General features: G+C 46.2%; 21 protein-coding genes. 8 read left to right on the forward strand and 13 right to left on the reverse strand.

Features of this window, described 5'->3' with window-relative positions; all coding sequences use genetic code 11:
- Positions 1 to 24 precede the first annotated feature (24 nt).
- Positions 25 to 597, reverse strand: a complete 573-nt coding sequence (locus ACKPCD_RS10955; RefSeq protein WP_068561753.1) for a thymidine kinase — start codon at positions 595 to 597, stop codon at positions 25 to 27.
- Positions 598 to 972: 375 nt separating this feature from the next.
- Between ACKPCD_RS10955 and ACKPCD_RS10960 the strand changes: the two genes are divergently transcribed.
- Together ACKPCD_RS10960 and ACKPCD_RS10965 are read left to right on the forward strand one after the other, a co-directional pair.
- Complete coding sequence (locus ACKPCD_RS10960; RefSeq protein ID WP_321433203.1) at positions 973 to 2,325, forward strand: MurT ligase domain-containing protein; 1,353 nt, start codon at positions 973 to 975, stop codon at positions 2,323 to 2,325.
- Positions 2,326 to 2,988: a type 1 glutamine amidotransferase gene (locus tag ACKPCD_RS10965; RefSeq protein WP_086988209.1), complete on the forward strand. Its 663-nt coding sequence runs from the start codon at positions 2,326 to 2,328 to the stop codon at positions 2,986 to 2,988.
- Between the two features lie 58 nt (positions 2,989 to 3,046).
- Here the strand turns inward: ACKPCD_RS10965 and ACKPCD_RS10970 are convergent, their stop codons facing one another.
- From ACKPCD_RS10970 to ACKPCD_RS10995, 6 genes are all read right to left on the reverse strand, one after another.
- The gene (locus ACKPCD_RS10970; RefSeq protein ID WP_321433204.1) at positions 3,047 to 4,183 is read right to left on the reverse strand and encodes a DUF1648 domain-containing protein; all 1,137 of its coding nucleotides are present in this window, start codon (positions 4,181 to 4,183) and stop codon (positions 3,047 to 3,049) included.
- Positions 4,170 to 4,571, reverse strand: coding sequence for a GntR family transcriptional regulator (locus tag ACKPCD_RS10975; protein ID WP_068561697.1), 402 nt, complete (start codon positions 4,569 to 4,571; stop codon positions 4,170 to 4,172). The genes ACKPCD_RS10970 and ACKPCD_RS10975 overlap by 14 nt, the downstream gene beginning before the upstream one ends.
- A 305-nt stretch (positions 4,572 to 4,876) precedes the next feature.
- Positions 4,877 to 5,443, reverse strand: a complete 567-nt coding sequence (locus tag ACKPCD_RS10980) for an RDD family protein (protein WP_086988212.1) — start codon at positions 5,441 to 5,443, stop codon at positions 4,877 to 4,879.
- Complete coding sequence (sppA, locus tag ACKPCD_RS10985) at positions 5,443 to 6,483, reverse strand: signal peptide peptidase SppA (RefSeq protein WP_321433205.1); 1,041 nt, start codon at positions 6,481 to 6,483, stop codon at positions 5,443 to 5,445. The genes ACKPCD_RS10980 and sppA overlap by 1 nt, the downstream gene beginning before the upstream one ends.
- A gap of 24 nt (positions 6,484 to 6,507) precedes the next feature.
- Positions 6,508 to 7,704, reverse strand: coding sequence for an AI-2E family transporter (locus ACKPCD_RS10990; RefSeq protein WP_321433206.1), 1,197 nt, complete (start codon positions 7,702 to 7,704; stop codon positions 6,508 to 6,510).
- Between the two features lie 11 nt (positions 7,705 to 7,715).
- Positions 7,716 to 8,075: a PTS glucitol/sorbitol transporter subunit IIA gene (locus tag ACKPCD_RS10995; RefSeq protein ID WP_321433207.1), complete on the reverse strand. Its 360-nt coding sequence runs from the start codon at positions 8,073 to 8,075 to the stop codon at positions 7,716 to 7,718.
- Positions 8,076 to 8,249: 174 nt separating this feature from the next.
- Between ACKPCD_RS10995 and ACKPCD_RS11000 the strand changes: the two genes are divergently transcribed.
- The 3 genes from ACKPCD_RS11000 to ACKPCD_RS11010 all read left to right on the forward strand — a co-directional run bounded on the left by ACKPCD_RS11000 (position 8,250) and on the right by ACKPCD_RS11010 (position 10,946).
- Complete coding sequence (locus ACKPCD_RS11000) at positions 8,250 to 9,281, forward strand: lactonase family protein (protein WP_321433208.1); 1,032 nt, start codon at positions 8,250 to 8,252, stop codon at positions 9,279 to 9,281.
- 140 nt (positions 9,282 to 9,421) lie between these two features.
- A complete protein-coding gene (locus ACKPCD_RS11005; protein ID WP_321433209.1) occupies positions 9,422 to 10,324 on the forward strand; it encodes a VOC family protein in 903 nt (300 codons plus the stop codon).
- Positions 10,325 to 10,328: 4 nt separating this feature from the next.
- On the forward strand, positions 10,329 to 10,946 hold the full coding sequence (locus tag ACKPCD_RS11010; protein WP_068561703.1) for a flavin reductase family protein: 618 nt from the start codon (positions 10,329 to 10,331) through the stop codon (positions 10,944 to 10,946).
- A 103-nt stretch (positions 10,947 to 11,049) separates the two neighbouring features.
- On the opposite strand, the gene ACKPCD_RS11015 is transcribed toward ACKPCD_RS11010, so the two are convergent.
- Positions 11,050 to 11,559 carry a PTS sugar transporter subunit IIA gene (locus tag ACKPCD_RS11015; RefSeq protein WP_276642078.1) on the reverse strand — a complete coding sequence of 170 codons (510 nt, stop codon included), beginning with the start codon at positions 11,557 to 11,559 and terminating at the stop codon, positions 11,050 to 11,052.
- A 220-nt stretch (positions 11,560 to 11,779) separates the two neighbouring features.
- Here ACKPCD_RS11015 and ACKPCD_RS11020 point away from each other — a divergent pair, with 220 nt between their 5' ends.
- Together ACKPCD_RS11020 and ACKPCD_RS11025 are read left to right on the forward strand one after the other, a co-directional pair.
- On the forward strand, positions 11,780 to 12,601 hold the full coding sequence (locus tag ACKPCD_RS11020) for an undecaprenyl-diphosphate phosphatase (protein ID WP_288927058.1): 822 nt from the start codon (positions 11,780 to 11,782) through the stop codon (positions 12,599 to 12,601).
- Positions 12,602 to 12,860: 259 nt separating this feature from the next.
- Positions 12,861 to 14,804, forward strand: a complete 1,944-nt coding sequence (locus ACKPCD_RS11025; protein ID WP_321433210.1) for a heavy metal translocating P-type ATPase — start codon at positions 12,861 to 12,863, stop codon at positions 14,802 to 14,804.
- Positions 14,805 to 14,902: 98 nt separating this feature from the next.
- On the opposite strand, the gene ACKPCD_RS11030 is transcribed toward ACKPCD_RS11025, so the two are convergent.
- On the reverse strand, positions 14,903 to 16,261 hold the full coding sequence (locus tag ACKPCD_RS11030; RefSeq protein ID WP_321433211.1) for an aspartate kinase: 1,359 nt from the start codon (positions 16,259 to 16,261) through the stop codon (positions 14,903 to 14,905).
- 212 nt (positions 16,262 to 16,473) lie between these two features.
- Between ACKPCD_RS11030 and ACKPCD_RS11035 the strand changes: the two genes are divergently transcribed.
- On the forward strand, positions 16,474 to 16,836 hold the full coding sequence (locus tag ACKPCD_RS11035) for a DUF4828 domain-containing protein (protein ID WP_321433212.1): 363 nt from the start codon (positions 16,474 to 16,476) through the stop codon (positions 16,834 to 16,836).
- Between the two features lie 123 nt (positions 16,837 to 16,959).
- Here the strand turns inward: ACKPCD_RS11035 and ACKPCD_RS11040 are convergent, their stop codons facing one another.
- Genes ACKPCD_RS11040 through ACKPCD_RS11055 form a run of 4 tightly spaced genes read right to left on the reverse strand, consistent with a single transcriptional unit; the run spans position 16,960 to position 23,112 of the window.
- Entirely contained in the window at positions 16,960 to 19,356 is a 2,397-nt protein-coding gene (locus ACKPCD_RS11040; RefSeq protein ID WP_321433213.1) for a glycogen/starch/alpha-glucan phosphorylase, read from the reverse strand.
- A gap of 18 nt (positions 19,357 to 19,374) precedes the next feature.
- On the reverse strand, positions 19,375 to 20,814 hold the full coding sequence (gene glgA, locus ACKPCD_RS11045; protein WP_321433214.1) for a glycogen synthase GlgA: 1,440 nt from the start codon (positions 20,812 to 20,814) through the stop codon (positions 19,375 to 19,377).
- Between the two features lie 17 nt (positions 20,815 to 20,831).
- The gene (gene glgD, locus ACKPCD_RS11050) at positions 20,832 to 21,977 is read right to left on the reverse strand and encodes a glucose-1-phosphate adenylyltransferase subunit GlgD (protein ID WP_321433215.1); all 1,146 of its coding nucleotides are present in this window, start codon (positions 21,975 to 21,977) and stop codon (positions 20,832 to 20,834) included.
- A complete protein-coding gene (locus ACKPCD_RS11055) occupies positions 21,964 to 23,112 on the reverse strand; it encodes a glucose-1-phosphate adenylyltransferase (RefSeq protein ID WP_321433216.1) in 1,149 nt (382 codons plus the stop codon). Before ACKPCD_RS11055 ends, glgD begins: the two co-directional genes overlap by 14 nt.
- Positions 23,113 to 23,126 lie beyond the last annotated feature (14 nt).

The following is a 23,126-nucleotide window of genomic DNA, read 5'->3' on the forward strand; positions in this document are numbered from 1 at the left end:
CTTTTTTGTTTCTGATTATTTGTTTTAGGCCAATGGCGGATGATGGTAATGATTGCGACAGACGGGAAGATAGGATTCATTTCCGCCGATCTGGATTTGTTCACCTGCATATACTGGTTTTCCATCCACGACACGCATATTCATGATTGCTTTTTTATGACAATACCAGCAGATGGTTTTTATCTCTTCTATCTTATCCGCGTAAAGCAACAGATATTTCGAGCCTGCAAACAATTCGTTCTGAAAATCATTCTTCAATCCGAACGCCATCACCGGAATCGCCAGTTCGTCGACGATGCGCGCCAGTTGGATGACATGCGCCTTGGACAGGAATTGGGATTCATCTATCAAGATACAAGCGGGTCTTTTCGGATTTTTGGCGACTTCCAAGAATACATCCATATCATCTGCAATCGGGATAGCTTCGCGCTTCAATCCGATCCGACTAGAAACATATCCGATACCATCACGATCATCAAGCGCGCTTGTGAAAATCATTACCGACTTGTTCTGCTCTTCATAATTATAGGCGACCTTCAGGATCTCGATCGATTTCCCGCTGTTCATCGCCCCGTATTTAAAAAATAACTGTGCCATCATGTCCACCTTTCAAACAGCCTCTTGCCTACTTTTCATCCATCGATCGGAATTCCTTGCAAAAAGAAAGGATGCACTTATGTCATCCTGCTTCCGACCCCGCTATTATCTCACCTTCATCATTCCGCTCCGATCAAGATTACCGGAGCGGAAAAAACTGAATAACATCCCGTATAATGATAGTAGGAAATGGCTGCAAAGTCAATAAAATTCACGATTACCGACTGTCCTTCAGCAATCGAAAGCCCCGTTTCTGACACGAGGCGTAATCTAAAAATATTCATTCCCGGCAAATTCTGCTATACTAACGCTATCGAAAAAAGCCTTGTTATATGCTATGATGGCAAGAGAAATATAAGTAAGGAGCGAATTTATTTGACTATCCGCGGTTCACTAGCAATCAATATCGGCAAGATCGCCCAGTGGGGTCTTCAGACATTCACCAAAGGCGGAACAAGTCTGCCCGGCAAACTGGCCGTCAAATTGGATCCCGACGTATTACAACATCTTTCCGAAAATTTTGATGTTGTCATCATCACCGGCACGAACGGCAAAACGTTGACGACATCTTTGACTTATCATGTTCTACAGCAAAAATATCCGCATATTTTGACGAATCCAACGGGGGCCAACATGGAGCAAGGCATCATTTCCTCGTTCCTGGAAGGCTATTCGCGCAAAGTCAAAAAGGAAAGAGCCTTTGCTGTCCTTGAGGTCGACGAAGCCAGCCTCGTTAAGGTTACGAAGTTCATCAAGCCGAAAGTCATCGTCAATACGAATGTTTTCCGCGATCAGATGGACCGATTCGGAGAAATCTATACAATCTACCAGAAGATGGTCGATGGCGCTGCATTGGCACCTGATGCCGTCATTCTCGCGAATGGGGACAGCCCGATCTTCAACTCAAAAGAGTTGGTCAATAAACAAATCTATTTCGGCTTCAATCATGAACCGGATGGAGACACCTTGGCGCATTACAACACGGACGGCGTGCTTTGTCCGAAATGCCAACACATTTTGCGCTATAAATTCAATACCTACAGCAACCTTGGGAAATACTACTGCCTGCATTGCGATTTCAAACGGCCAGAATTGACTTATGCTGTCACCAAAGTCGATAAGCTGACGCACAAAAGCTCTTCTTTTGAGATCGATGGTCATCCGTTCCAGACAAATGTTGCGGGACTCTACAATGTCTACAATGCCTTGGCTGCTTATTCGGTCGGCAAGCATTTCGGATTGACGCCCGAAGAGATCCAGGCCGGTTTCTCGGCGGCACAACAAAAATTTGGACGTCAAGAAACGATCACCGTGAACGACAAGGAAATCATCCTGAATCTGATCAAAAATCCAGTCGGCCTGAATCAGGTAATCGATCTCTTGCACTACGAAGAGGAACCATTCAGCGTCGTGTCGATCCTGAATGACCGCCCGGCAGACGGAACCGATGTCAGCTGGATCTGGGACGGAAATTACGAGAAATTCTTGGATTTTGATATCCCGAAAGTGACCGTCAGCGGCATCCGCCAAAAAGAGCTGACCCTACGGATGAAGGTTGCCGGCATTCCGGAAGATAAGCTGGAAGTGGTTCCGGAAATCTCCGATGTCATCAAAACTTTCAAAAATGCTCCAACGAAAAAAATCTATGTGATGGCAACTTATACCGCTGTGCTGCAACTCCGTAAAGAGCTGGCAAACCAGGGCTATATAGCGGAAAGGATGAAATAAATGCGACTACGTATTTGCCACTTGTACGGCAACCTACTGAACACATACGGCGATAATGGCAATCTTTTGATGCTCCAGTACTGCGCCCGGGAAAAAGGCGTCGATTTCGAAACCGAAATCATCAGCTTGGACCAACCGTTCGATCCCAATAAGTATGATCTCGTCTTTTTTGGGGGAGGTCAGGATTACGAACAGTTCATCGTCTCCAAAGACATTCAGGCTAAAGCAGCAGGAATCAAAGCATACATCGAAAACGATGGCGTTCTGCTGGCCATCTGTGGCGGCTACCAATTATTGGGACACTATTACATGGATGCGTCCGGCAATAAAATATCCGGCATCAGCGCGCTGGACCATTATACCCTGAGCCAGGACAATAACCGGTTCATCGGCGACATCACCATCCGCAGCGAAGAATTCAACGAGACCTACGAAGGATTCGAAAATCATAACGGACGCACCTTCCTTGGCGAAAACATGCGTCCGCTCGGAAAAGTCGAAAAAGGCATGGGCAACAATGGAGAAGACAAAACCGAGGGCGCCCGCTATAAAAATGTCTTCTGCTCCTATTTCCATGGTCCCCTGTTGGTCCGCAACATCCACTTGGCTAACCGCATCGTTGATATGGCCATAGCCCAGCATAACAAAAAGCTTGAAAAATAAATCGAAAAACAGAGGTCGGGACAAATGTCCTGGCCTCTGTTTTTGTCTATGCTTACTGTTATTCCATCATGAACGAAAGCACGATCGTCAGCACTACGAATGCCAACAGGCCGGCGATGAACAACCAGGCTTGCCATCTGGCCATATTCAACGTGCTGCCGATGCCGAAACGTTTTTCGACAAATAGCGACGGATCTTCCGGATTGTAATACAATACGCCCCATTTCCAGAAGCGCTCTTCGTCCGTCTCCGTCACTTCATCCGGTAATTCGCCCGCTTCATTCAGAAACAATTTTTCGCCTCCTTGGCCGTATTTCCAGGTCAGATAGACGCTGTACCCAACGATGATGACCACGAACGGAATGGTCATACCGATGATCCACTGGGCTCCCTTGTCTGCGAAGAACAAGGAGAAGAAATGAATGCCGCTCAGCAAAAGTTGCGTCAGCACCGTCACGATCAGGAAGTAATACGACCAAGCTTGGCGGAATAATTTACTCTGTTTACTGGAAAGATCAGATAGATAAGGGGAAATCTTCTGTTTCGATTTGATGAAGGAATAATGACTGAAAAACATCATCGGAATCATCAACAATTGTATCGCAGGCAGCATGAATACATTCACATACGTTTTATCAACGATCCGATCCGGTTCATTCGAACTGTTCCAGTGAACGGGGAATCGCTCGGGTATCAGGTCATAGAAATAGAGCGTGACCGCTACTGTCACCAACAAGATGAACAATTGAGCCGAAACGAAAACCGAATGGGAGACTACCTTCAGATCTTTCTGATAGGCGGTATCGATGACGATTTTGGCTTTTTTAGGTTCAATTTTGATATCGTTGGCTATTTTCCAACTACGGATCTGTTTCCGTTTCTGCAGGTACAGCAGGAAGGAAAGGAAGATGAAGGCAAACATCGCGACCGTAACATAGATGCTGGTGACCATCTCCACTTTCTCTCCATCTTCCCAGAAAAGAAAGAAAAATATTGGCGCAGCAAGCAGGATGCTCCCAATCACATTTTGGTAAAAATAGGCTTTTTTCAGCTTCAAAACATAAGGGTCTTTCTGATGCGAGGTCGGAACCGTCACTCCAAACGGTGTACCTAACCTACTATAATAGGGCGTAATGCCGTTGACGACCCCAATAATCAAAAATAGTATCACCATAAACCAACTAAAGATCAGCATGTGTCTTCCCCTCTCCTTTCAACGCTTTCTCGATTTCATTCAGCCATTCACGGAATGTTTCGTCAGTGACCTCAAAAATCTGTTTATCGATCAAGATCTCCTTGAGCTTATCCTGCATCGCCGCTTTCGTGGCCTCATTGGAAGCTATCATTGCACGCTCACTGACAAAATAGCCTTTCTGATTTTTAACCAGGACGCCTTCGTCCGCCAACAGATTGTATGCCTTATTTACGGTGTGCATGTTGATGCCCAATTCACTGGCCAAACTCCGCACGCTCGGCAATCCATCGCCAAATGACCATTCCCTTTTAAGGATGCCTATTTTGATCTGGTACATCAATTGCGTGTAGATCGGCGTATCGCTGTTCGGAAGAATTTCGATGAACATATTTACCCCTCCTGTCCGTTATATAACAAGTATAACAAATATGGCGGAATTTGCAAGCCGGAATAGGTGTGCTGCCGTCTTTTCCGGTTAAGGCAGTCTGCCCCGGAGGAGTCGGTAAGATGGATAGGTATCCTCCGATGAGCAGGTCCTAACCGGAGGACATTCTGCGGTTTACCGCTCTACTCCGGCGAACGACGGCGTCGCCGGAGTTCCACATTATTATACGGCCCCAAACACAACACAAAAAACGGCATGCGACCGATAAAAACCGGTCGCATGCCGTTTTTCCACATTTGTTCTCTCTACTAGTAACTTTCTTGCAACGCACGGACACTGTTTTCCGTCACGACCGAAGTATCGCAAAGCAAATCGATCGGATGTTGTTTTTTGCTTTGGAAAGCAGCGACCAGATAGATCACTGCCACAGTTTTGCCAATGTAGCGGCCAACGCCTTCGCGGATCAAGACGGTCTGCCAACTGAGGTTTTCTTCCTTGAAGCAGACGACACGGATGCCGAAAATCATTTTCCCAACTGTTTGGCCGTTTGTATATTTCGTCGTCAGCATGAAATATCCGACAAGGATCAACAACTGAAGAAATCCGAATAAGGTCAAGGGATTGTTCCCTAGCATACTGATGCCGCCCAAAGCGAAAATCGGCTTGATCAAAATCCCTACCAATGCCTGCACAATCAGCAAGTCGACGAGGTAGGCAAACAACCTGATCCAAAAACCGGCGAATACGTAATCCGGATAGCGGTGAAACGGGCGTTCCTGCTGGTCGGAATAGCGTTCGGCTTCCTCCCAGGCTATTTTCTTTTTGCGGATTTCTTCCAAACGTTCTTCATGCGTAGTGGTTTGCTCTTCCATCATCACTCACCTCCGTAGAGATAAAGCAATCTCGGCGCGGCGGTTGTCCCGAAAGTGTCGCGTAACAACTGCAGTTCAGAAAGCGTCTGATTTTCCTGGCTCGTCAGTTTGGCAGCCGCTTGAGCGAACAACCAAGAAAAATCGGAAAACAGGCCAGGTGTCGAAGTATAGTCGAATACTTCCGCATCCTCGAGGCCATAAGCGGTTTTCATCGCTTTCAGTGCATCATCCGTGTAGGCTATCTCATCCACCAATCCAAGTGCTTGAGCCTGTGTGCCGGAATAAATCATGCCATTCGCAACAGCGCGGACCTCTTCTTCCGGCATGTCCCTTCCCGTTGAAACGACAGTTACGAAACGCTGATAAGCCTCATCGACGTAGGCTTGCAGCAACGCGCGTTCTTCCTCTGTCATATCCCGATCCGGCGACCCGATGTCCTTGAGGCTGCCCGACTTGATTGTGTTGTATTCGATACCCAGCTTTTCAAGCAGCCCTGAGTATTCGATCGCCTGCATGATGACGCCGATCGAACCGGTAGTCGTTTCAGCAGTGGCATAAATCTTGTCCGCACCAGCGGAAATGTAGTAGCCCCCACTTGCAGCAGTTCCTTGCATGGATGCATAGACCGGAAGTTCCTTTTCAGCAGCAATGCGGTACAATTTATCGTGCGCCTCCGCACTTTCATAGACCCCGCCGCCCGGGCTGTCGACTATCAAGAAGATCCCTTTGATTGTGTCATCCTCTTCGATGGCTTTCAACTGCTCCAAAAAAAGGTCATGATCGTAACTGGAGCCGTCCGTCAGCACACTGCCCGCACCTGATTGAATCGTCCCTTCGATATGCAGAACCGCAATCCGATTGCTGGCATCGCCACTTTCCATAACGTTTTCCTGCAAGCTCGTTCCTGGTATCAGATTGCCGGTAAGCTGGCTGAGGGAGTCTTCCGTTTGGTCAGCCAACCGGGTCGACAGAAATTGTGAACCAAGCGATGCCACGAAAAGAATCAGCGCGATTGCTACCGCAATCCATCTCTTTTTGTTCATCAAGCATTCCCCTTTTCATTTCGATTATTCTTGAAGATAATCCTCCTCAGGCTCTTCTTCGATTTCAGGTTCATCCAAATACAATCCGGATATTTCCTTGTACCATTCAAAAATATGCATGAACAGCACTTTAAGAACAGCATAGCCGGGAATACCCAAGATAAAACCGGTCAGACCGAACAGTTTTCCTGCCGTAAGCAATACAAAGATGATCGTGACGGGATGGACCTCGAGATTGCTGCCGAGTATCTGCGGTGAAATGACGCGTCCTTCAATGAATTGCTCGATTGAGAAAACCAGCAGCACTTTTGCCAGCATCAGCGGAGAATCCACTATCGCAACAATCACCGCGGGCACCATCGCAATGAAGGAACCCATATAAGGAATGATGTTCAGGAATCCGGCGAATATCCCAAGCACGATTCCGAATTTCATTCCGATGATGGCATAACCGATGACGAACATCAACCCGACAAAGAACGCGACCGTAATCTGACCGCGCACATACTGGCTGATCTGCGTGTTGACTTTCTTCAGCAAGTCCCCGATCGACTCCCGTAGGTTTGTAGGAAATAATTGCAGAAAAGTCAGTGGCAATTTATCTCCTTCCTTCAGTAGATAATACAAGATGATAGGCATCGTGACGATTCCTACAAACGCATTCGTCAAAAGTCCCACAACGCTGCCTAATCCGCTGACCGTGTTCGACAACACCTCGTTCAGCTTCTCGGAGACGCTATTGAAGATATCTGCATTGATTTCGCTGATCTGTTCCTGCAAGGAAGTGAACCAATCATAGTTGATCAATTCAATCGTCATGCTCTCGATTGCCTGCCAATAAGTAGGAAATTCGCGGACTATCCCTATCGTCTGATCGCGGATGATCGGAATCAGGATTGCAAAACCCCAAATCATCATCAACAGCACCAGCACGAAGGCAATCCAAATACCTACGAATCGTTTTATCCCTCTCTTCTCCAACAGCGTTACAAAAGGGTTCAGCATGTAAAAGAAAATACCCGCCATTACCAGCGGAAAGCCGATGACACTGAAGAAGCTGCCGATTGGCCCTAAAAGATAAGAGATTTTTGAAAATACCAAAACAATCAGAAGAATGAGCAGAGTAATCAATAGAACAGTCACGAACTTGTTGTTCAGAAACCATTTTTCGAACCACGACAAACGATTCCTAGACGTTCCTTTACGTGGGGCTCTTTCCATTGGACTCACCTTCAATCTTTCTTCCTATAGGAAATGATCGTGCCATCCGTTATTGTCGGTAAAATGTGAGGGGTTAAATAAATGCTTGTTTCCAGGCGTTCTTCATCCCAATTTTTGAAAATCATGGTGGTGTGACCGATTGACTGTAAATTTCTGAGGACATGGTTACCGATATAGGATATGCGGTATTCCTGTTCATCAAACAAAATCCGGTCTCCGTCCGCCAGTTCGAACCATTCCTGGGGTTCGATGAAACGATGGATGACGGAAACTTGCTGCAAGGGCTCCGTTGCGCTGTCATCGAACAGAATGATCATTGGTTCTTTTATATCTATTGCTTTTTTTCCAATTTGAATTACTTTGCTTTGCATGTACATTTCCCCTTTTCAGACACTTTTTACAATTTCTATTCTATCACAGTTTTTTTGGCAAACCATCGATTATGCCGTTGAATCTAACTTTATTTACTTCGCAAGGTTTTTTCCCTGTCATTGTGGAGGGCATTTGTTATAATGGAATTATCATAATATTTAGGAGGTCTTTGGATGGAACAAGTTTTATATCTTGGCTCTTACACAAAAAGAGAGAGTAAAGGGGTTCATCAAATCATTTTGGACACCGATAAAAAAGAATTACGTGATTATCGCTTGATTGCGGAAGTCGACAGCCCTACTTATCTGGACTTATCTGCGGACAAAGAAACGCTGTACGCGATTTCCAAAACGGATGAAGGTGGTGGCATCACTTCTTTCAAGAAAAATGAAAACGGAAGCTATGACAAGGTGGCTGAAATTTCTGCTGAAGGATCTGCGCCTTGCTATATCTACTTCGACGAAGACAAAAAATTGATCTTCACTGCCAATTACCACGGTGGTTACTTGACTGTCTACAAAGAGAACGCTGATGGTTCATTCACAATGACGGACCGCGCACAACATGAGGGTTCGAGCATCCATGAAAATCAAACAATTCCGCATGTGCATTACAGCGCACTATCTCCAGACAAGAAATTCTTGTTGGCTTGCGATTTGGGTACCGACGAAGTTTACACCTACACGGTTTCTGATGAAGGCAAACTGGCGGAAGTTGCCCGTTATAAAGCGACTCCAGGGACAGGCCCGCGTCACTTGGTTTTCCATCCAAACGGTAAAGTGGCTTACATGTTCGGTGAGTTGAGCAGCGATGTTGAGGTGTTGGCTTATGATGCAACAACAGGCACGTTCTCATTATTGCAAGTCATCACGACCATCCCTGAAGAGCATACCGGTTTCAACGGTGGCGCGGCTATCCGCATTTCCGCAGATGGAAAATTCGTTTATGCGTCCAACCGTGGTCATGACTCATTGGTCGTCTATGCGGTATCCGAAGACGGCGAAACATTGTCGTTAGTGGAATATGTCCCTACCGAAGGAAACATCCCCCGTGACTTCAACCTGGATCCGAGCGGCCATTTCGTGATTGTAGCTCATCAGGATTCCGATAACCTGACTTTGTTCGAGCGCGATGCAGAAACAGGTAAATTGACGTTGCTGCAAAAGGACGTCTACGCGCCTGAGTGCGTTTGCGTGTTCTACTAGACTTCATACATTTCCCTCCACGTTCGGATGAACTTGGGGGGTTTTTGGTTATTGGCACAGCTGAGCAAAATAGTTACCTCGCTGAGGCGCTCTCCTGTATACTCGTTATATGTATCTTTTGAACGGAGGTTGGAGCTTATATGATTACCGGTTTTCACCATCTCACCGCCATCACCAAAGATGCGGAGAAGAACAAAACCTTTTACAACGATACCCTAGGTTTGCGTCTCGTCAAACAGACGGTCAATCAGGAAAACTTGACCGATCCTCACTTTTTTTATGGGGACTACAAGGGAACTCCTGGTACGATTTTGACTTTTTTCGAGCTGCCCAGAGTCGGCCAACGCCACGAAGAAGACAGCTTCATCCATGAAGTGCTGCTGAAAATCCCCCAAGGCAGTCTGCCGTTCTGGAAAAAACGACTTACGTCAAAGGCTGTTCGTTTGATTGCAAACGATGAAGTAAGCTGTTCTTTCTTGGACCCGGACGACATGAAAATCACTCTGGTTGAAGCAGCTGAAGTGATAGCACCCGAGCAGGCGACACGCCACAGCGACGTCCCCGCCCAATACCAGATCATCGGTATACTGGGCATCCATTACACTGTGGCCGACCTCGGAACAACGGAGGCTTTTTTTCGTGACGTGCTCGGCATGAGCCTGTTGGATCATGTTGCTCGCCCGATTTCTGCATTGGATGGGGAAAGTCGGCTGATCCAGTCCACTAGACTGAGGCGTTCCCGTTTAGGCAAAGGCGCCATCGACCACATCGCCTACAGCGTGCCTGAACGCAAAGACCTTGATTTGATTCTGGATAAGGCAAAATACAGGCAGATCACCGTTGAAAAAATCATCGACCGCGGTTATTTCCAAAGTCTTTACTTACGGGAACCAAACGGATTACGCATCGAAATAGCGACCGATTATCCAGGCTTCACACTTGACGAACCTTTGGAAAAACTCGGGGAAACGTTCGCTCTCCCTGATTTTCTGGAACCAAAGCGAAAGGCAATCGAAGCCAATATCCTTAAAAGAAAGAAGTGAGCATATGCAGCATTTCAATACTAAAGAACTCAACACAAAACAAATGTACAAATTTTTGACGGGGAGCATCATTCCCCGCCCGATTGCTTGGATCACTACCCAGAATCCGGAAACCCAGGTCGTCAATGCAGCGCCATTCAGCTTTTTCAGCGTCGCTTCGAACGTGCTGCCGCTGATCAGCGTGGCCATTCTGAGGAATGACGGGAAAATCAAGGATTCCGCCAGAAACCTGCTGGCTTCCCGACAAGGAGTCGTCCACATCGTCAGCGAAGACTTGGTGGAGGAGATGAACAGGACGGCCGCTCAGCTACCGGACACAGAGAGCGAAATCGATCTGACGGAATTGACGTTGACCGCCAGCCACACTGTCACTGTACCCGCGATCAAAGAAGCGAAAATCCGCATGGAAACCACGGTGCATCAATATGTGCCTCTGACGGATGCTGATGGCAAAGTGCTGACGGATCTGTTCATCTTGCGCGTCGAAGATTTCCTTTTCGATGAAACGGTCTTCGATCACGAGAAACAATACGTTTGGGCCGACAAATTGGCGCCTGTCGCAAGGCTGGCCGGCAACGACTACACAAAGCTCGGAGAGATTTTTTCGTTGGAACGTCCTTAACGGGCTGCGCTCCATTTAGCCAAGGCCAAAGCATAGGGAGGCGATAGCGAAGCAAAAAGCTCCATCCGGCTAGCCGGATGAAGCTTTTTTTAAATTCATTCTGTTATTCTTTCGGCAGGACGCTTCCGATTTCTGCTTTTACGGCAGCCTCTCCGGTCACATCCAGGCTGAAACTTTTGACTTTATCCATATTTGTGATCACAACGACCATCGCAGAATCTTTGCCCGCTTCTTGCAGTTGTGCCAGATCAACTTTAGCAATGAGTGTATCGGCAGTCAAAGCCTGGCCTTCTTTCACAAAGACTTCGAATGGTTTCCCGTTTAACTCAACCGTGTCCAAACCCATATGCAACAAAAGTTCCAATCCGCTGTCCAACAGGATGCCTACCGCATGCTTTGTCGGGAATACGCTCAATACTTTTCCTTTTGCTGGAGAATAAATGTTTCCGTCAGTAGGAATGACCGCAAACCCGTCACCCATCATTTTTTGGGAAAAGACCGGATCTGCAACATCCGAAACTGGAACCACAATACCATTTGCTGGTGAATATAAGAGTTCTTTCTCAACCGGTAGTGTTTCCTTCTTATCACCCTTCTTAAAAAAGCCAAACATGCTATCGCCTCTTTCTTATTTAAATGAGCTTATGTTAAAATTAGTACACTTCATTTTAACATAAATCGTTCGGTAATGTGAATTTTTTTGAGCACCGCTTACATCGAAAAAGAAATAAACATCGTTAAGCAGAATACTTGAAAATAGTTGGCTAATCTTTTTCATTTCGCTATACTAGATGATGGAGCATCAAAATATTGGGCAACAGAAAGGATATTATATGGAATTTATGGAAATACTGAAAGCAATCATCCTCGGAATCGTCGAGGGAATAACCGAATGGCTGCCCATCAGCAGCACGGGTCATATGATCCTTGTAGAAGAATTCATCCAGTTGAACCTCTCGCAGGCATTCAAAGAGATGTTCTTCTATGTGATCCAATTAGGAGCTATCTTGGCTGTGGTCGTCATTTATTTCCACAAACTGAATCCCTTCTCTCCAAGCAAAACGAAGGCAGAGAAGAACCAGACTTGGGATATCTGGAAAAAAGTGATCATCGGTTGTATCCCAGCAGGCGTAATCGGGTTACCTTTGAACGATTGGGCGGATGAAAATCTTTTGAACGCGACGGTCGTAGCTTTGGCACTGATCATCTACGGGATCTTGTTCATCGTGATCGAAAACAGGCACAAGGATCGCGAACCGAGCATTACCGATTTCAGCCAATTAACTTATATGAAGGCATTCCAGATTGGTCTGTTCCAAGCCCTCTCGATCATTCCGGGTACATCGCGCTCCGGTTCTTCCATCCTGGGGAGCATCGTATTGGGTACTTCACGCTTCATCGCGACAGAATTCTCCTTCTTCATGAGCATTCCGATCATGTTCGGAATCAGTTTTTTGAAGATCATCAAATTCGGCTTCAACTTTACCGGACTTGAATTCGCCGTTCTTTTATCAGGCATGCTTACCGCTTTCCTCGTTTCGATCGTTGCCATCAAGTTCTTGATCGGTTATCTGAAACGCAATGACTTCAAGGCATTCGGTTGGTATCGGATTGTCCTTGGTGCCATCGTCCTGATCTATTTTATGTTTGTCTGAAAAATGAGTTTCGCCATCCTTTTTGGGATGGCTTTTTATTTTGTCATCCAAAACATCTATAGTCCTTATTAACAATTATTATAATCTGTATTTTTTTGTTAACCTTCTGGTTTTATTGCTGTGCGTAATTTTCTGCCGCTTCAAATTGTGTCTGATATATGGACATTGAGAATGAGATTCATTTCCGTTTGATTATAATGATTATAATCTGGATTTCTTTAGTGCTATCATGAAGGCATATAGGAAGGAGTGTCAAATCATGAAAGATTTATTCAAGAATAAAGCGATGATCGCAACCACGATCAGTGGCATTCTCATCATTCTTGGCAATGTGTTGCAATGGCAAAACTTTGATACAGCTGCAGCCATCATTTTCGTGTTATCGTTCATCATAGGCGGCTATAAACAAGCAAAAGAAGGATTCATCGATACAGTTGAAAATAAACACCTGAACGTCGACATATTGATGGTGCTTGCAGCAGTTGGCGCCTCTTTGATCGGCTACTGGATGGAAGGCGCATTGCTCATCTTTATCTTCTCGTTATCCGGTTCACTGGAGGAATACGCGACCGATAAAAGTACCCAAGCGATCACAGCGTTGATGAACATTGTCCCTGAAATCGCAAAACGCATCAACCCGGATGGCTCGATCAAAGACGTTGCAGTCAAGGATCTGAAAGTCGGCGATACATTGATGGTCCCTAAAGGCGCCAGCATCCCCATCGACGGCACGATCGCGTCGGGTCTAGGCCTGATCGATGAAGCCGCCATTTCCGGTGAATCCGTCCCTGTCGAAAAGACGGTCGGCGATGATATCTTCGGCAGCACGATCAACTTGAGTGAAGCTCTGACCATGACCGTCTCGAAAGAATCCAAAGATACTTTGTTCGCCAAAATCATCCGCATGGTGGAAGAAGCGCAAAAGACCCCTTCGAAGACAGCGAGCTTCATCAACCGCATTGAAAATACCTATGTTAAGATCGTCCTTGTTTTTGTGCCGGTCATGATTGCCGTTTTTTATTTCCTCCTGGATTGGGGTTGGAATGAATCATTCTATCGCGGCATGGTGCTGTTGACGGTCGCTTCCCCTTGCGCCTTGGTGGCATCGGCCACTCCTGCTGTCCTTTCCGCCATTTCCAATGCAGCCAAACGCGGTATCCTCTTCAAAGGTGGCATCGCGATCGAGAACTTTTCGGCCATGGATTGCATCGCCTTCGACAAAACAGGCACGCTGACGGAAGGCAAACCGGTAGTGACGGAAGCCAATTATCTGGCAGGCACGGATGAAAAACATATCATGTCCGTCGTCTATGCGTTGGAGCACTCATCGACCCATCCGATTGCTTCCGCGTTGGTACAACATCTCGAAACAAAAGAATATGTGAAGAACCAGATGGATTCAATCCAGGACCTTACCGGTTTCGGGTTGGCAGGTGAAGCGTTCGGAAGCAAATGGAAAATCGGCAAAAAGACCTTCGTCGTAACCGATGAACTGAACGAGCCGTCGTTCGTAAAGGAAGCTTTCGCACTCCAGAACGAAGGAAAAACCGTCATCTATGTTTCCCAGGATGATAAAGTCGTAGCCTATTATGCTCTATTGGATACACCCAAATCAGAGGCAAAAGACATGATCGCCTTTTTCAAAGCCAATGGCGTCCATACGATCATGATCACAGGCGACAATGAAGCTACCGGACAGACTATCGGCAAACAATTGGGTGTGGATGAGATCCGCGCAAATTGTCTTCCCGAGGACAAAGCCACCATCCTGAAAGAACTTCAGGCGAAATACAAATTGGTCGGGATGGTTGGAGACGGCGTGAATGATGCACCCGCATTGGCGAACGCCGATATCGGCATCGCTATGGGGGAAGGGACTGACATCGCCATGGAAACGGCGGATGTGGTATTGATGAAGAGCGAATTGGACAAATTGGAATATTGTTATGGTTTGTCGAAGAAACTGAAAAAAATCACCATGCAAAATATCATCTTCTCAATCACGGTCATCTTAATTCTGATCCTTTCCAACCTGTTCCAACTCATCAACCTTCCACTCGGTGTGGTCGGACACGAAGGCAGCACGATACTGGTCATCTTGAACAGTTTGAGACTGTTGGCGAATATACCCACCCATCACTTTCAAGGCACTGCCAAATCGAATGGGACGACTTCGAACACAGGACTTGCACACGAAAAATGAATACAAAAAGGAAAGCGTTCGGAGTCATAAACCCGAACGCTTTCCTTTTTCTATCGCTTGCACCGTGGACGAGAACAGCCACAGCTTATTCATTGCAGTCAGTCTTTTTGCGGGAAAAATGCATCGTAAAGCACTTTGACTGCTCTGGCTTCATCCTTTTCATCAATCCCGAACATGATGCTGACTTCTGATGAACCTTGGTTGATCATTTCCAGGTTGATATCCGCTTCAGCCAATGCGGTACAAGCTTTCGCCACCGTACCTACGGAATTGACCATGCCCTCGCCGACGATCATCAGCAAGCAGATGCCACCCTTGACTTGAACGTCGTCCGCTTCCAATTCGTTCTTCAGACGGTACAGCAACTCTTGTTCCTGCTGCATAGTCATCTGATTGGCGCGCAGGATAATCGACAAATCATCGATACCAGAAGGCATATGTTCAAAGTTCAGATTGAAATCTTCGAAAATCTGCAACACTCTACGACCGAATCCAACTTCTCGGTTCATCAGGTATTTACCTATGTAGATGCTCATGAAGCCTGTCGAACTTGCAATACCGGAAACGATTTGTTTATTTTCAGGTTTCGTTCTAGTGATGCTGGTCCCTGGAGCCGACGGATTGTTGGTGTTTTTGACGACCACCGGGATTCCGGCACTGAAAGCCGGCTGCAAAGCTTCGTCATGGAAAACCGAAAATCCACTATAGGATAATTCACGCATCTCACGATAGGTCAATTGTTTGATTTTTTTAGGATGTTTGACCATCTTAGGGTTTGCAACATAGATGGCATCAACGTCCGTAAAGTTCTCATACAAGCTGGCTTTGACACCATTGGCGACGATTGCGCCGGAGATGTCTGATCCCCCTCTTGAGAAGGTAAGCAATTGTCCATCCTTGGTGTAACCGAAGAAGCCCGGGAATACGATGACTTCTTTCGAGTCACGCAAAGCATACAGATTCTTGAAGGATTCCGACAATACACGCGCGTTGCCTGGATTGTCAGTGACCAATAGGCCTGCGTCCTTCGGGTTGACGTATTTGGCAGGGATACCCTCTTGATTGAAAAATGCAGCCACTAGGATGGCGCTATTGTCTTCACCGCTGGCTTTGTAAGCATCCAGCGCATACAATTCGTTGTAAAATTTCGTCTGGATCAATTTCACATAGTTGTTGGAAATGATGTCCATAACGCTCGGATCGATCTCCAATTCATCGACGATATCCTGATATCTTTTCAGGATTGTCTTTAAGGTTTCTTGGTGATCTTCTTTGTTTTTCACCTCATCAGCCAGCTTGATCAACAGATCCGTAACTTTTTCGTCCGAGTCATTGCGCTTCCCTGGTGCTGAAACGACCACGATTCTCCTGTCTGCATCATCTTTTACAATCTGCAATACTTTTTTCAATTGAGTCCCATTCGCAAGGGAACTCCCGCCAAATTTAATAACCTTCAAACCGAACACTTCCTCGCTTGATTTCTTTAATGAATTTTTAATTTTGTAATTGTATTTTCATTTATGCTTTAGAATAGCATCATATCACGCCTATGGCAATTACCTTTTCAAACTTTACATCATTTGTAACATATTTGTATTGTTAATACTATGGCCATTTGCAAAAAAAGGAATATACTATGAGTTAACTTAATGTGGGAGGTTTCAAATCAGTGAAAAAAAATAATCCTTGGAGGATCGTCGTCGGATTGTCCGTAATCGCAAGCATCAGCTCTGCTTTGTTCAAGTCAAATCGCAATGCCGCTAAAAGCCCATCAACAACGTATACCCCTTACATCGGCACCTGGAAAAACGACGCACAGTCCTTGAAGGTTGAAATTACTGATAATCTGGAAATTCTCCTGAACAACAAAAAATTAAAGGCGACTCTCGAAGAAGCCAAGCCCAATGAATTGGTCTTCCGCGACCATTTCGGCTATTATTTGATTCTTAAAAAAGACACATCCCCTACACTAACCATCTATGATGAGGCGGAAGAACAAGAATTCTACTTCAAACGTGAAATGGATAAATAACGAATCGTTGACGCAACACCACGCCCCTGATCAGGGCTTTTTTTGTCGGGAATTACACCGCTAAACCACAAGCAAGGGCTACCCCATTTTTCGGGGCAGCCCTTGCTTTTAGTTAATGTTTGATCAGGACTGCGGTTTGATCTTCCAGATTTCGTCTGCGTAACGCAGAATCGTGTAATCCGATGAAAACGGCCCTGAGCTTGCAATATTCATCAGTGCCATGCTGTTCCATCTATCTCGGTCAGAAAACGCCTTATCCGCCTCATATTGCGCTTGCAGGTAGCTGTCAAAATCCTTCAGCAGGAAATACTCATCGTTGTACATGACCAACGAATCGAAGATATCCCGAGCTTCGGTCTCAACGCCTGGAATCGTCCCATCAATGAGCACATTCAGGACCCGCTTCAATCGCGGATTTTTTTCATAGATTTCCCTTGAATTGTATATGCCATTTCTGTAATATTCCTGCACTTCCTCGCTCGTGAGACCGAATATGAAGATGTTGTCTTCCCCAACATTGTCTCTGATTTCAACGTTGGCACCGTCCAATGTCGCCATTGTGATGGCACCATTCGACATCAGCTTCATATTGCTTGTACCGGAAGCTTCTTTGCCGGCAAGAGAAATTTGTTCGCTGATATCAGCTGCAGGTATGATCAATTCCGCCAAAGAAACTCCATAGTTCTCGACGAAAACAATTTTGATTTTATCATTGATGGTCGGGTCATTGTTGATCATATCCGCAATCGCATTGATCAACTTAATGATCTGTTTTGCGTAATAATAGCTAGGTGCAGCTTTTGCTCCGAATATGAAGACACGTTTCTGCAGATTGATTTTCGGATTATCCTTCAGTTGCAGATATCTGTCCAAAATATGCAGAACATTCAACAACTGACGTTTATAGGCATGCAATCGTTTGATCTGCACGTCGAACAAAGCCGTCGGGTCGATTTCGAGGTTCATTTCTTTTAGCGCATAGTCCGCAAAGCGTTTCTTATTGATCAGTTTGACTTGCTCCAAATTGTCCAAGACAGTTTTATTGTCGCGGTGCGCCTTCAGAATCTTTATTTCTTCCGGGTTACACTTCCACTCCGTACCAATTGTATCATCAAGCATCGCAGTCAGTTTTTCATTTGCGATCTGAACCCAGCGCCTTTGCGTGATCCCATTCGTTTTGTTGTTGAATTTTTGCGGATACATCACGTAGAAGTCATGCAGCGTGTCCGCCATGAGTATATCCGTATGCAGTTTGGCGACGCCGTTTACGCTATGGCTGCCGATGATGGCGAGATTGGCCATCTTGATCTGGCCATTTGCGATGATGGCGGTGCGCTGGGTTAATTCTTCACCGTACAATGGCATCTTTTTGTCGATATGGCGGCGGTTGATTTCCTGGATAATTTGGTGGATTCGCGGCAACAGATCCGCAATCATCGTTTCCGGCCAACGCTCCATAGCTTCCTGCAGGATCGTGTGGTTGGTGTAGCTGACTGTTTTCTTCGTGATTTCCCACGCTTGATCCCAAGTCAACCCTTCCTCGTCCAACAAAATCCGCATCAACTCCGGGATTGCCAAAGTCGGGTGGGTATCATTGATATGGATTGCGATTTTATCCGGGAAAAGGTTCCAGTCCAGCTTCAGCCGTTTGAAATAACGGATGATGCTCTGGACACCGGCAGATGAAAAGAAGTATTCCTGCTGGACACGCAAAAGTCGTCCCGCATAGTTGGAATCGTCCGGGTACAACACTTCGGTGATGCGTTTGACTTCTTCCCGTTGTTCTTCCGTGGAAAAATGCGCCTCATCCCCGTAAGGGATCTCGGCGGACCAAAGCCGCAGATTGTTGACGATGCCGTTGTTATAGCCAACCTGCGCCGTGTCATAAGGAACCGCAAGAATATCCCGGGTGTTGACATGGTTCACGCGCAACTTCCCGTCCCCATCCTGGGTGAAGCTGACATCCCCGCCGAAACGGACGATGACTGCCTTGTTCTCTTTGCGGACTTCCCAGACGTTCCGGTTGCGCAACCAATTTTCAGGCAATTCGATCTGATAGCCGTTGATGAATTTTTGTTTGAAAAGACCGTAACGGTAGCGGATACCGTTGCCGTTGCCGGCAAGGCCGGTTGACGCGATCGAATCCATGAAACAGGAGGCCAACCGTCCAAGGCCGCCGTTACCCAGAGCCGGATCGACTTCGGCACGCGCCACCTCATCCAAGTCCAGGCCCATCTCTTCCATGCCTTTTTTGACGCAGTCCAATATGCCCATATTCAGGAGGTTGCTTTTCAGCATTCTTCCGGGCAGAAACTCCATCGAAAAGTAATAAATTTGTTTTTCCTTGTTCTTGTTATAATTCGTTCTCGTTTGCATCCAGTCCTCGGAATAACGCCCACGGACTAAGTCTCCCAATGCTATAAACTGCTCTGTTTTTGAACCGTCCTCATACCCATAAGCGAATAATTCCTCGAATGTCTTTTCGTATTCTTTTTTGAACTCTTGAACGTCAAATGCCATATGTGCTTTCAACTCCTCTTATTTGTTGACTAATGACTGATAAACGTCCAAATAATCTTTGGCTGGTTCTTTCCAGCTGAAATCGCTGCTCATCGCTGCCCGCACCATTTCCGTCCAAGCTTTTGGCTGGTTCTCATATACATCCAAAGCACGGTAGATAGTCCCGAGTAACGTATAACCACTGAAATCCATGAAAGTGAACCCGGTGCCCTCACCCGTATAGGAATTATAAGGGACCACGGTATCTTTCAAACCGCCAGTTTCGTGCACAATCGGCAGCGTCCCGTAGCGTAAAGAAATCATCTGGGACAGGCCACAAGGTTCGAATGCGGAAGGCATCAGGAACAGATCTGCGCCTGCGTACATCTGCTGCGCCAAGCTGATGTCAAAATCGATGACAGCCGCGAAACGATCAGGATATTTGGCAGCAAAATACCGGAAGGAATTCTCGTATTCCGCTTCACCGGTGCCAAGTATCGCAATCTGGACATCACGCGCATTCAACAATTCTTCAGCCTTTTCCTGCACAAGCTGATAACCTTTTTGATCCGTCAAGCGACCGACGCTTGTGATCAACGGGATATCAGGATTCACTTCCAATCCCAATCGCTCCTGAAGGGCTGCTTTATTTTTCGCTTTTCCTGTCAAATCATCGGCTGTGAAATGATATTCCAGTTTCGGGTCAGTTTCCGGATCATTGACATCGTAATCGATCCCGTTGATGATTCCTTTGATTTTCCAACTGTTGTAGCCCAAAGTGCCTTCCAATCCTTCGCCGAATTCCGGTGTCTGGATTTCATTTGCATAGGACGGACTGACTGTCGTGACGACATCAGAAAAATTGATGCCGCCTTTCATGAAGTTGACGTTGTCATAATACTTGACGCCAGCTTCATGGTAGATGTTCATGCCTGTCCCGAAAATGCTGGTCAGAATGGACGGATCATAGACGCCTTGGAAACGGATATTGTGGATCGTGATGACTTTGCGGATGCTTTGATACGCTTCGATCCAGTGGTATTTATCCACAAGCAGGACCGGCACCATAGCCGTATGCCAATCATTTACATGGATGACATCCGGGATGAAATCAATTTTTTCCATCATTTCGCAGATTGCCAAAGAGAAGAAACCGAATCTCTCGGCATCATCCATTTGACCGTAAAGGGATGGACGATTGAAATAGGCTTGATTATCGATGAAATAATACGTCACGCCTTCCAATTCCAATGTTTTTACACCGCAGTACATGCTTTTCCAACCGACTTGTACGCGGAAATGCAACAATTCTTTGATGTCTTCTTTGTATTTTGCAGGCATGGTTGAATAATAAGGAAGGACAACCCGGATATCCACGCCTTGTTTGACTAACTCCTTTGGCAATGCGTATGCGACATCGCCGAGACCACCTGTTTTGAAAAAAGGAGCAGCCTCACTTGCGGCAAATAAAATTTTCATCGTGCGCATCCCGCTTTCTAAACTGTTAGTGTTTTATTTTTTTCGATCACTACAAGATTATCTTTCGTGCCTTTTAAAGTGACACCAGGTCCGACAGTCACGTTTTTGTCAAGAATACAGTATTCCAGAATCGCGCCTTCACCGATCTGTGAGCCCTGCATAATGATGGAATTGCGCACTTCGGCATCCTTAGCGATGGTAACTTTCCGGAAAACCGAGGAGTCTTCGACTGTCCCTTCAATGACGCAACCAGTAGCGAACTGGGCATTTTTCACATGAGCCCCTTTAGCATAATAGGTCGGTGCTCCGTTCTTCACTTTCGTGATAACGTGTTGGCTGCCGTGGAACAAAGCTGAAAACTTATTCTTTTCCAACATTTCCATATTAGCACTAAAGTAGGCATCGATTGAATCGATGTTCGCCATATAGCCGGTATATTCGTAAGTATTGACTTGGTAATCCGGCAAGTAGTGTTCAATCAGTTTGTCCGAATCAAGTTGCACGTTTTCCAATTCAGCTCGCTGGATCAATTCCAACATTTTGTCCGCTCTCATGAAATACATGTTCATGCTCATCGCAAAGCGTTCAAGATCCGAAGGCGCATCCTGCACGTCGGTCAGATGCAACAAATACTCATCGCGATCGATTCTCAATACTTTTTCATGCGGTCTGTTTTCCAAGGCGCCTTTCGGGAGGCTCTTATAGACTACAGTGATGTCGCCTTCCTTCGCCAAATGGTGTTGCATAATGGCTTTGATGTCGACATTGGCCAAGATTTTGCTGCCCATAACGATGACATATTCGCCTTTGGAACGGGTGATGAACTCTTTGTGGTTCATATAAAAATCTGGAGCATCGCCATTTTGTTCTTGGATAGCTTTCAGCAACTGTTGAGAATAGGTGAAAATCCCGCCGGCCAAACCGGACTCAAGGTCCCATATGGATCCGCTGCGGATGTGATCATAGATCGAACGGCCGCTTCCGGCAATGAACATGCCCACTGATTTGATTTCAGCATGGCTGATGCTCGAAAGATTGAAATCGACCAAACGATAACGGCTAGCGAACGGTAAAGAGGCGATCGGGCGGACACGCGTTAATGGGTACAACGCTGTCTCGTCCTCGGTCAAATTTAAAATGGCACAAATACTATTCATCTTCATCTTTCAGTCCTCCTATAACTTCAGCATATCCAACAACTTCGATTTCACCATTCTTACCGATGACATTTGCATTGTCGGCGATTTTTGCATTTTCCCCAATGATGGCATGCTCGATTGTAACATTTTCACCGATCGTAGCATTTGCCATAACCAGGCTATCGCGTACGACTGATCCGTTGCCGACACGAACGTTCTGGGACAGGATCGAATGCGTGATTTCACCTGCAACATAGCATCCGTCGACGATCATGGAGTCCGTTACGTTGGATGACTCTGTCAAGAACTGCGGAGGGGAAACCGGATTTTTCGAATAGATGCGCCATTCTTCGTCACGGATATTCAAGGAATGATCCGGATCTAGGAATTCCATATTCGCTTCCCAAAGACTTTCGATGGTACCAACGTCTTTCCAATAGCCATCAAACGCATAAGCAAAACAGTTTTCGCCGTTCTCAAGATAGGTCGGGATGACGTTTTTGCCAAAATCTTCCATTTCGCGTTGTTTGGCTTGATCTTCCACCAAGTATTTACGAAGCGTCTTCCAATTGAAGATGTAGATTCCCATCGATGCCAAATTGCTTTTCGGTTCTTTTGGTTTTTCATCAAATTCGATGATGCGGTTGGTTTGATCCGTATTCATGATCCCGAAGCGTGGCGCTTCTTCCATCGGAACAGGGATGACGCCGACAGTCAAGCTCGCATGGTTCGCAACATGGAAGTCCAACATGTGGGAGTAGTCCATCTTGTAGATATGGTCACCGGACAACACCAGCACGTATTCCGGATTGTATCTGTCGATATAGGCGATATTCTGGTAGATGGCATGCGCAGTTCCCTTGAACCACTTTTCGCCATCTGCACTCGAATACGGTTGCAGAATAGTTACGCCACCGTCTCGGCCGGTCAGTCCCCACGACTCTCCATTGCCGATGTGTTCATTCAATTCCAATGGTTGATACTGCGTCACTACCCCAACTTTATTGATGCCTGAATTCGCACAGTTGCTTAAAGCAAAATCGATTATCCGATATTTCCCGCCGAACGGGACAGCCGGTTTGGCTGTTTCGCGCGTCAATTTTCCTAGCCGAGTTCCTTGCCCTCCGGCTAATATCATTGCTACCATTTGATTTTTCATAGTATCAGGAAGAA

This window comes from Trichococcus flocculiformis, from assembly GCF_963662535.1.
GTDB classification, from domain to species: Bacteria; Bacillota; Bacilli; order Lactobacillales; family Aerococcaceae; genus Trichococcus; species Trichococcus flocculiformis.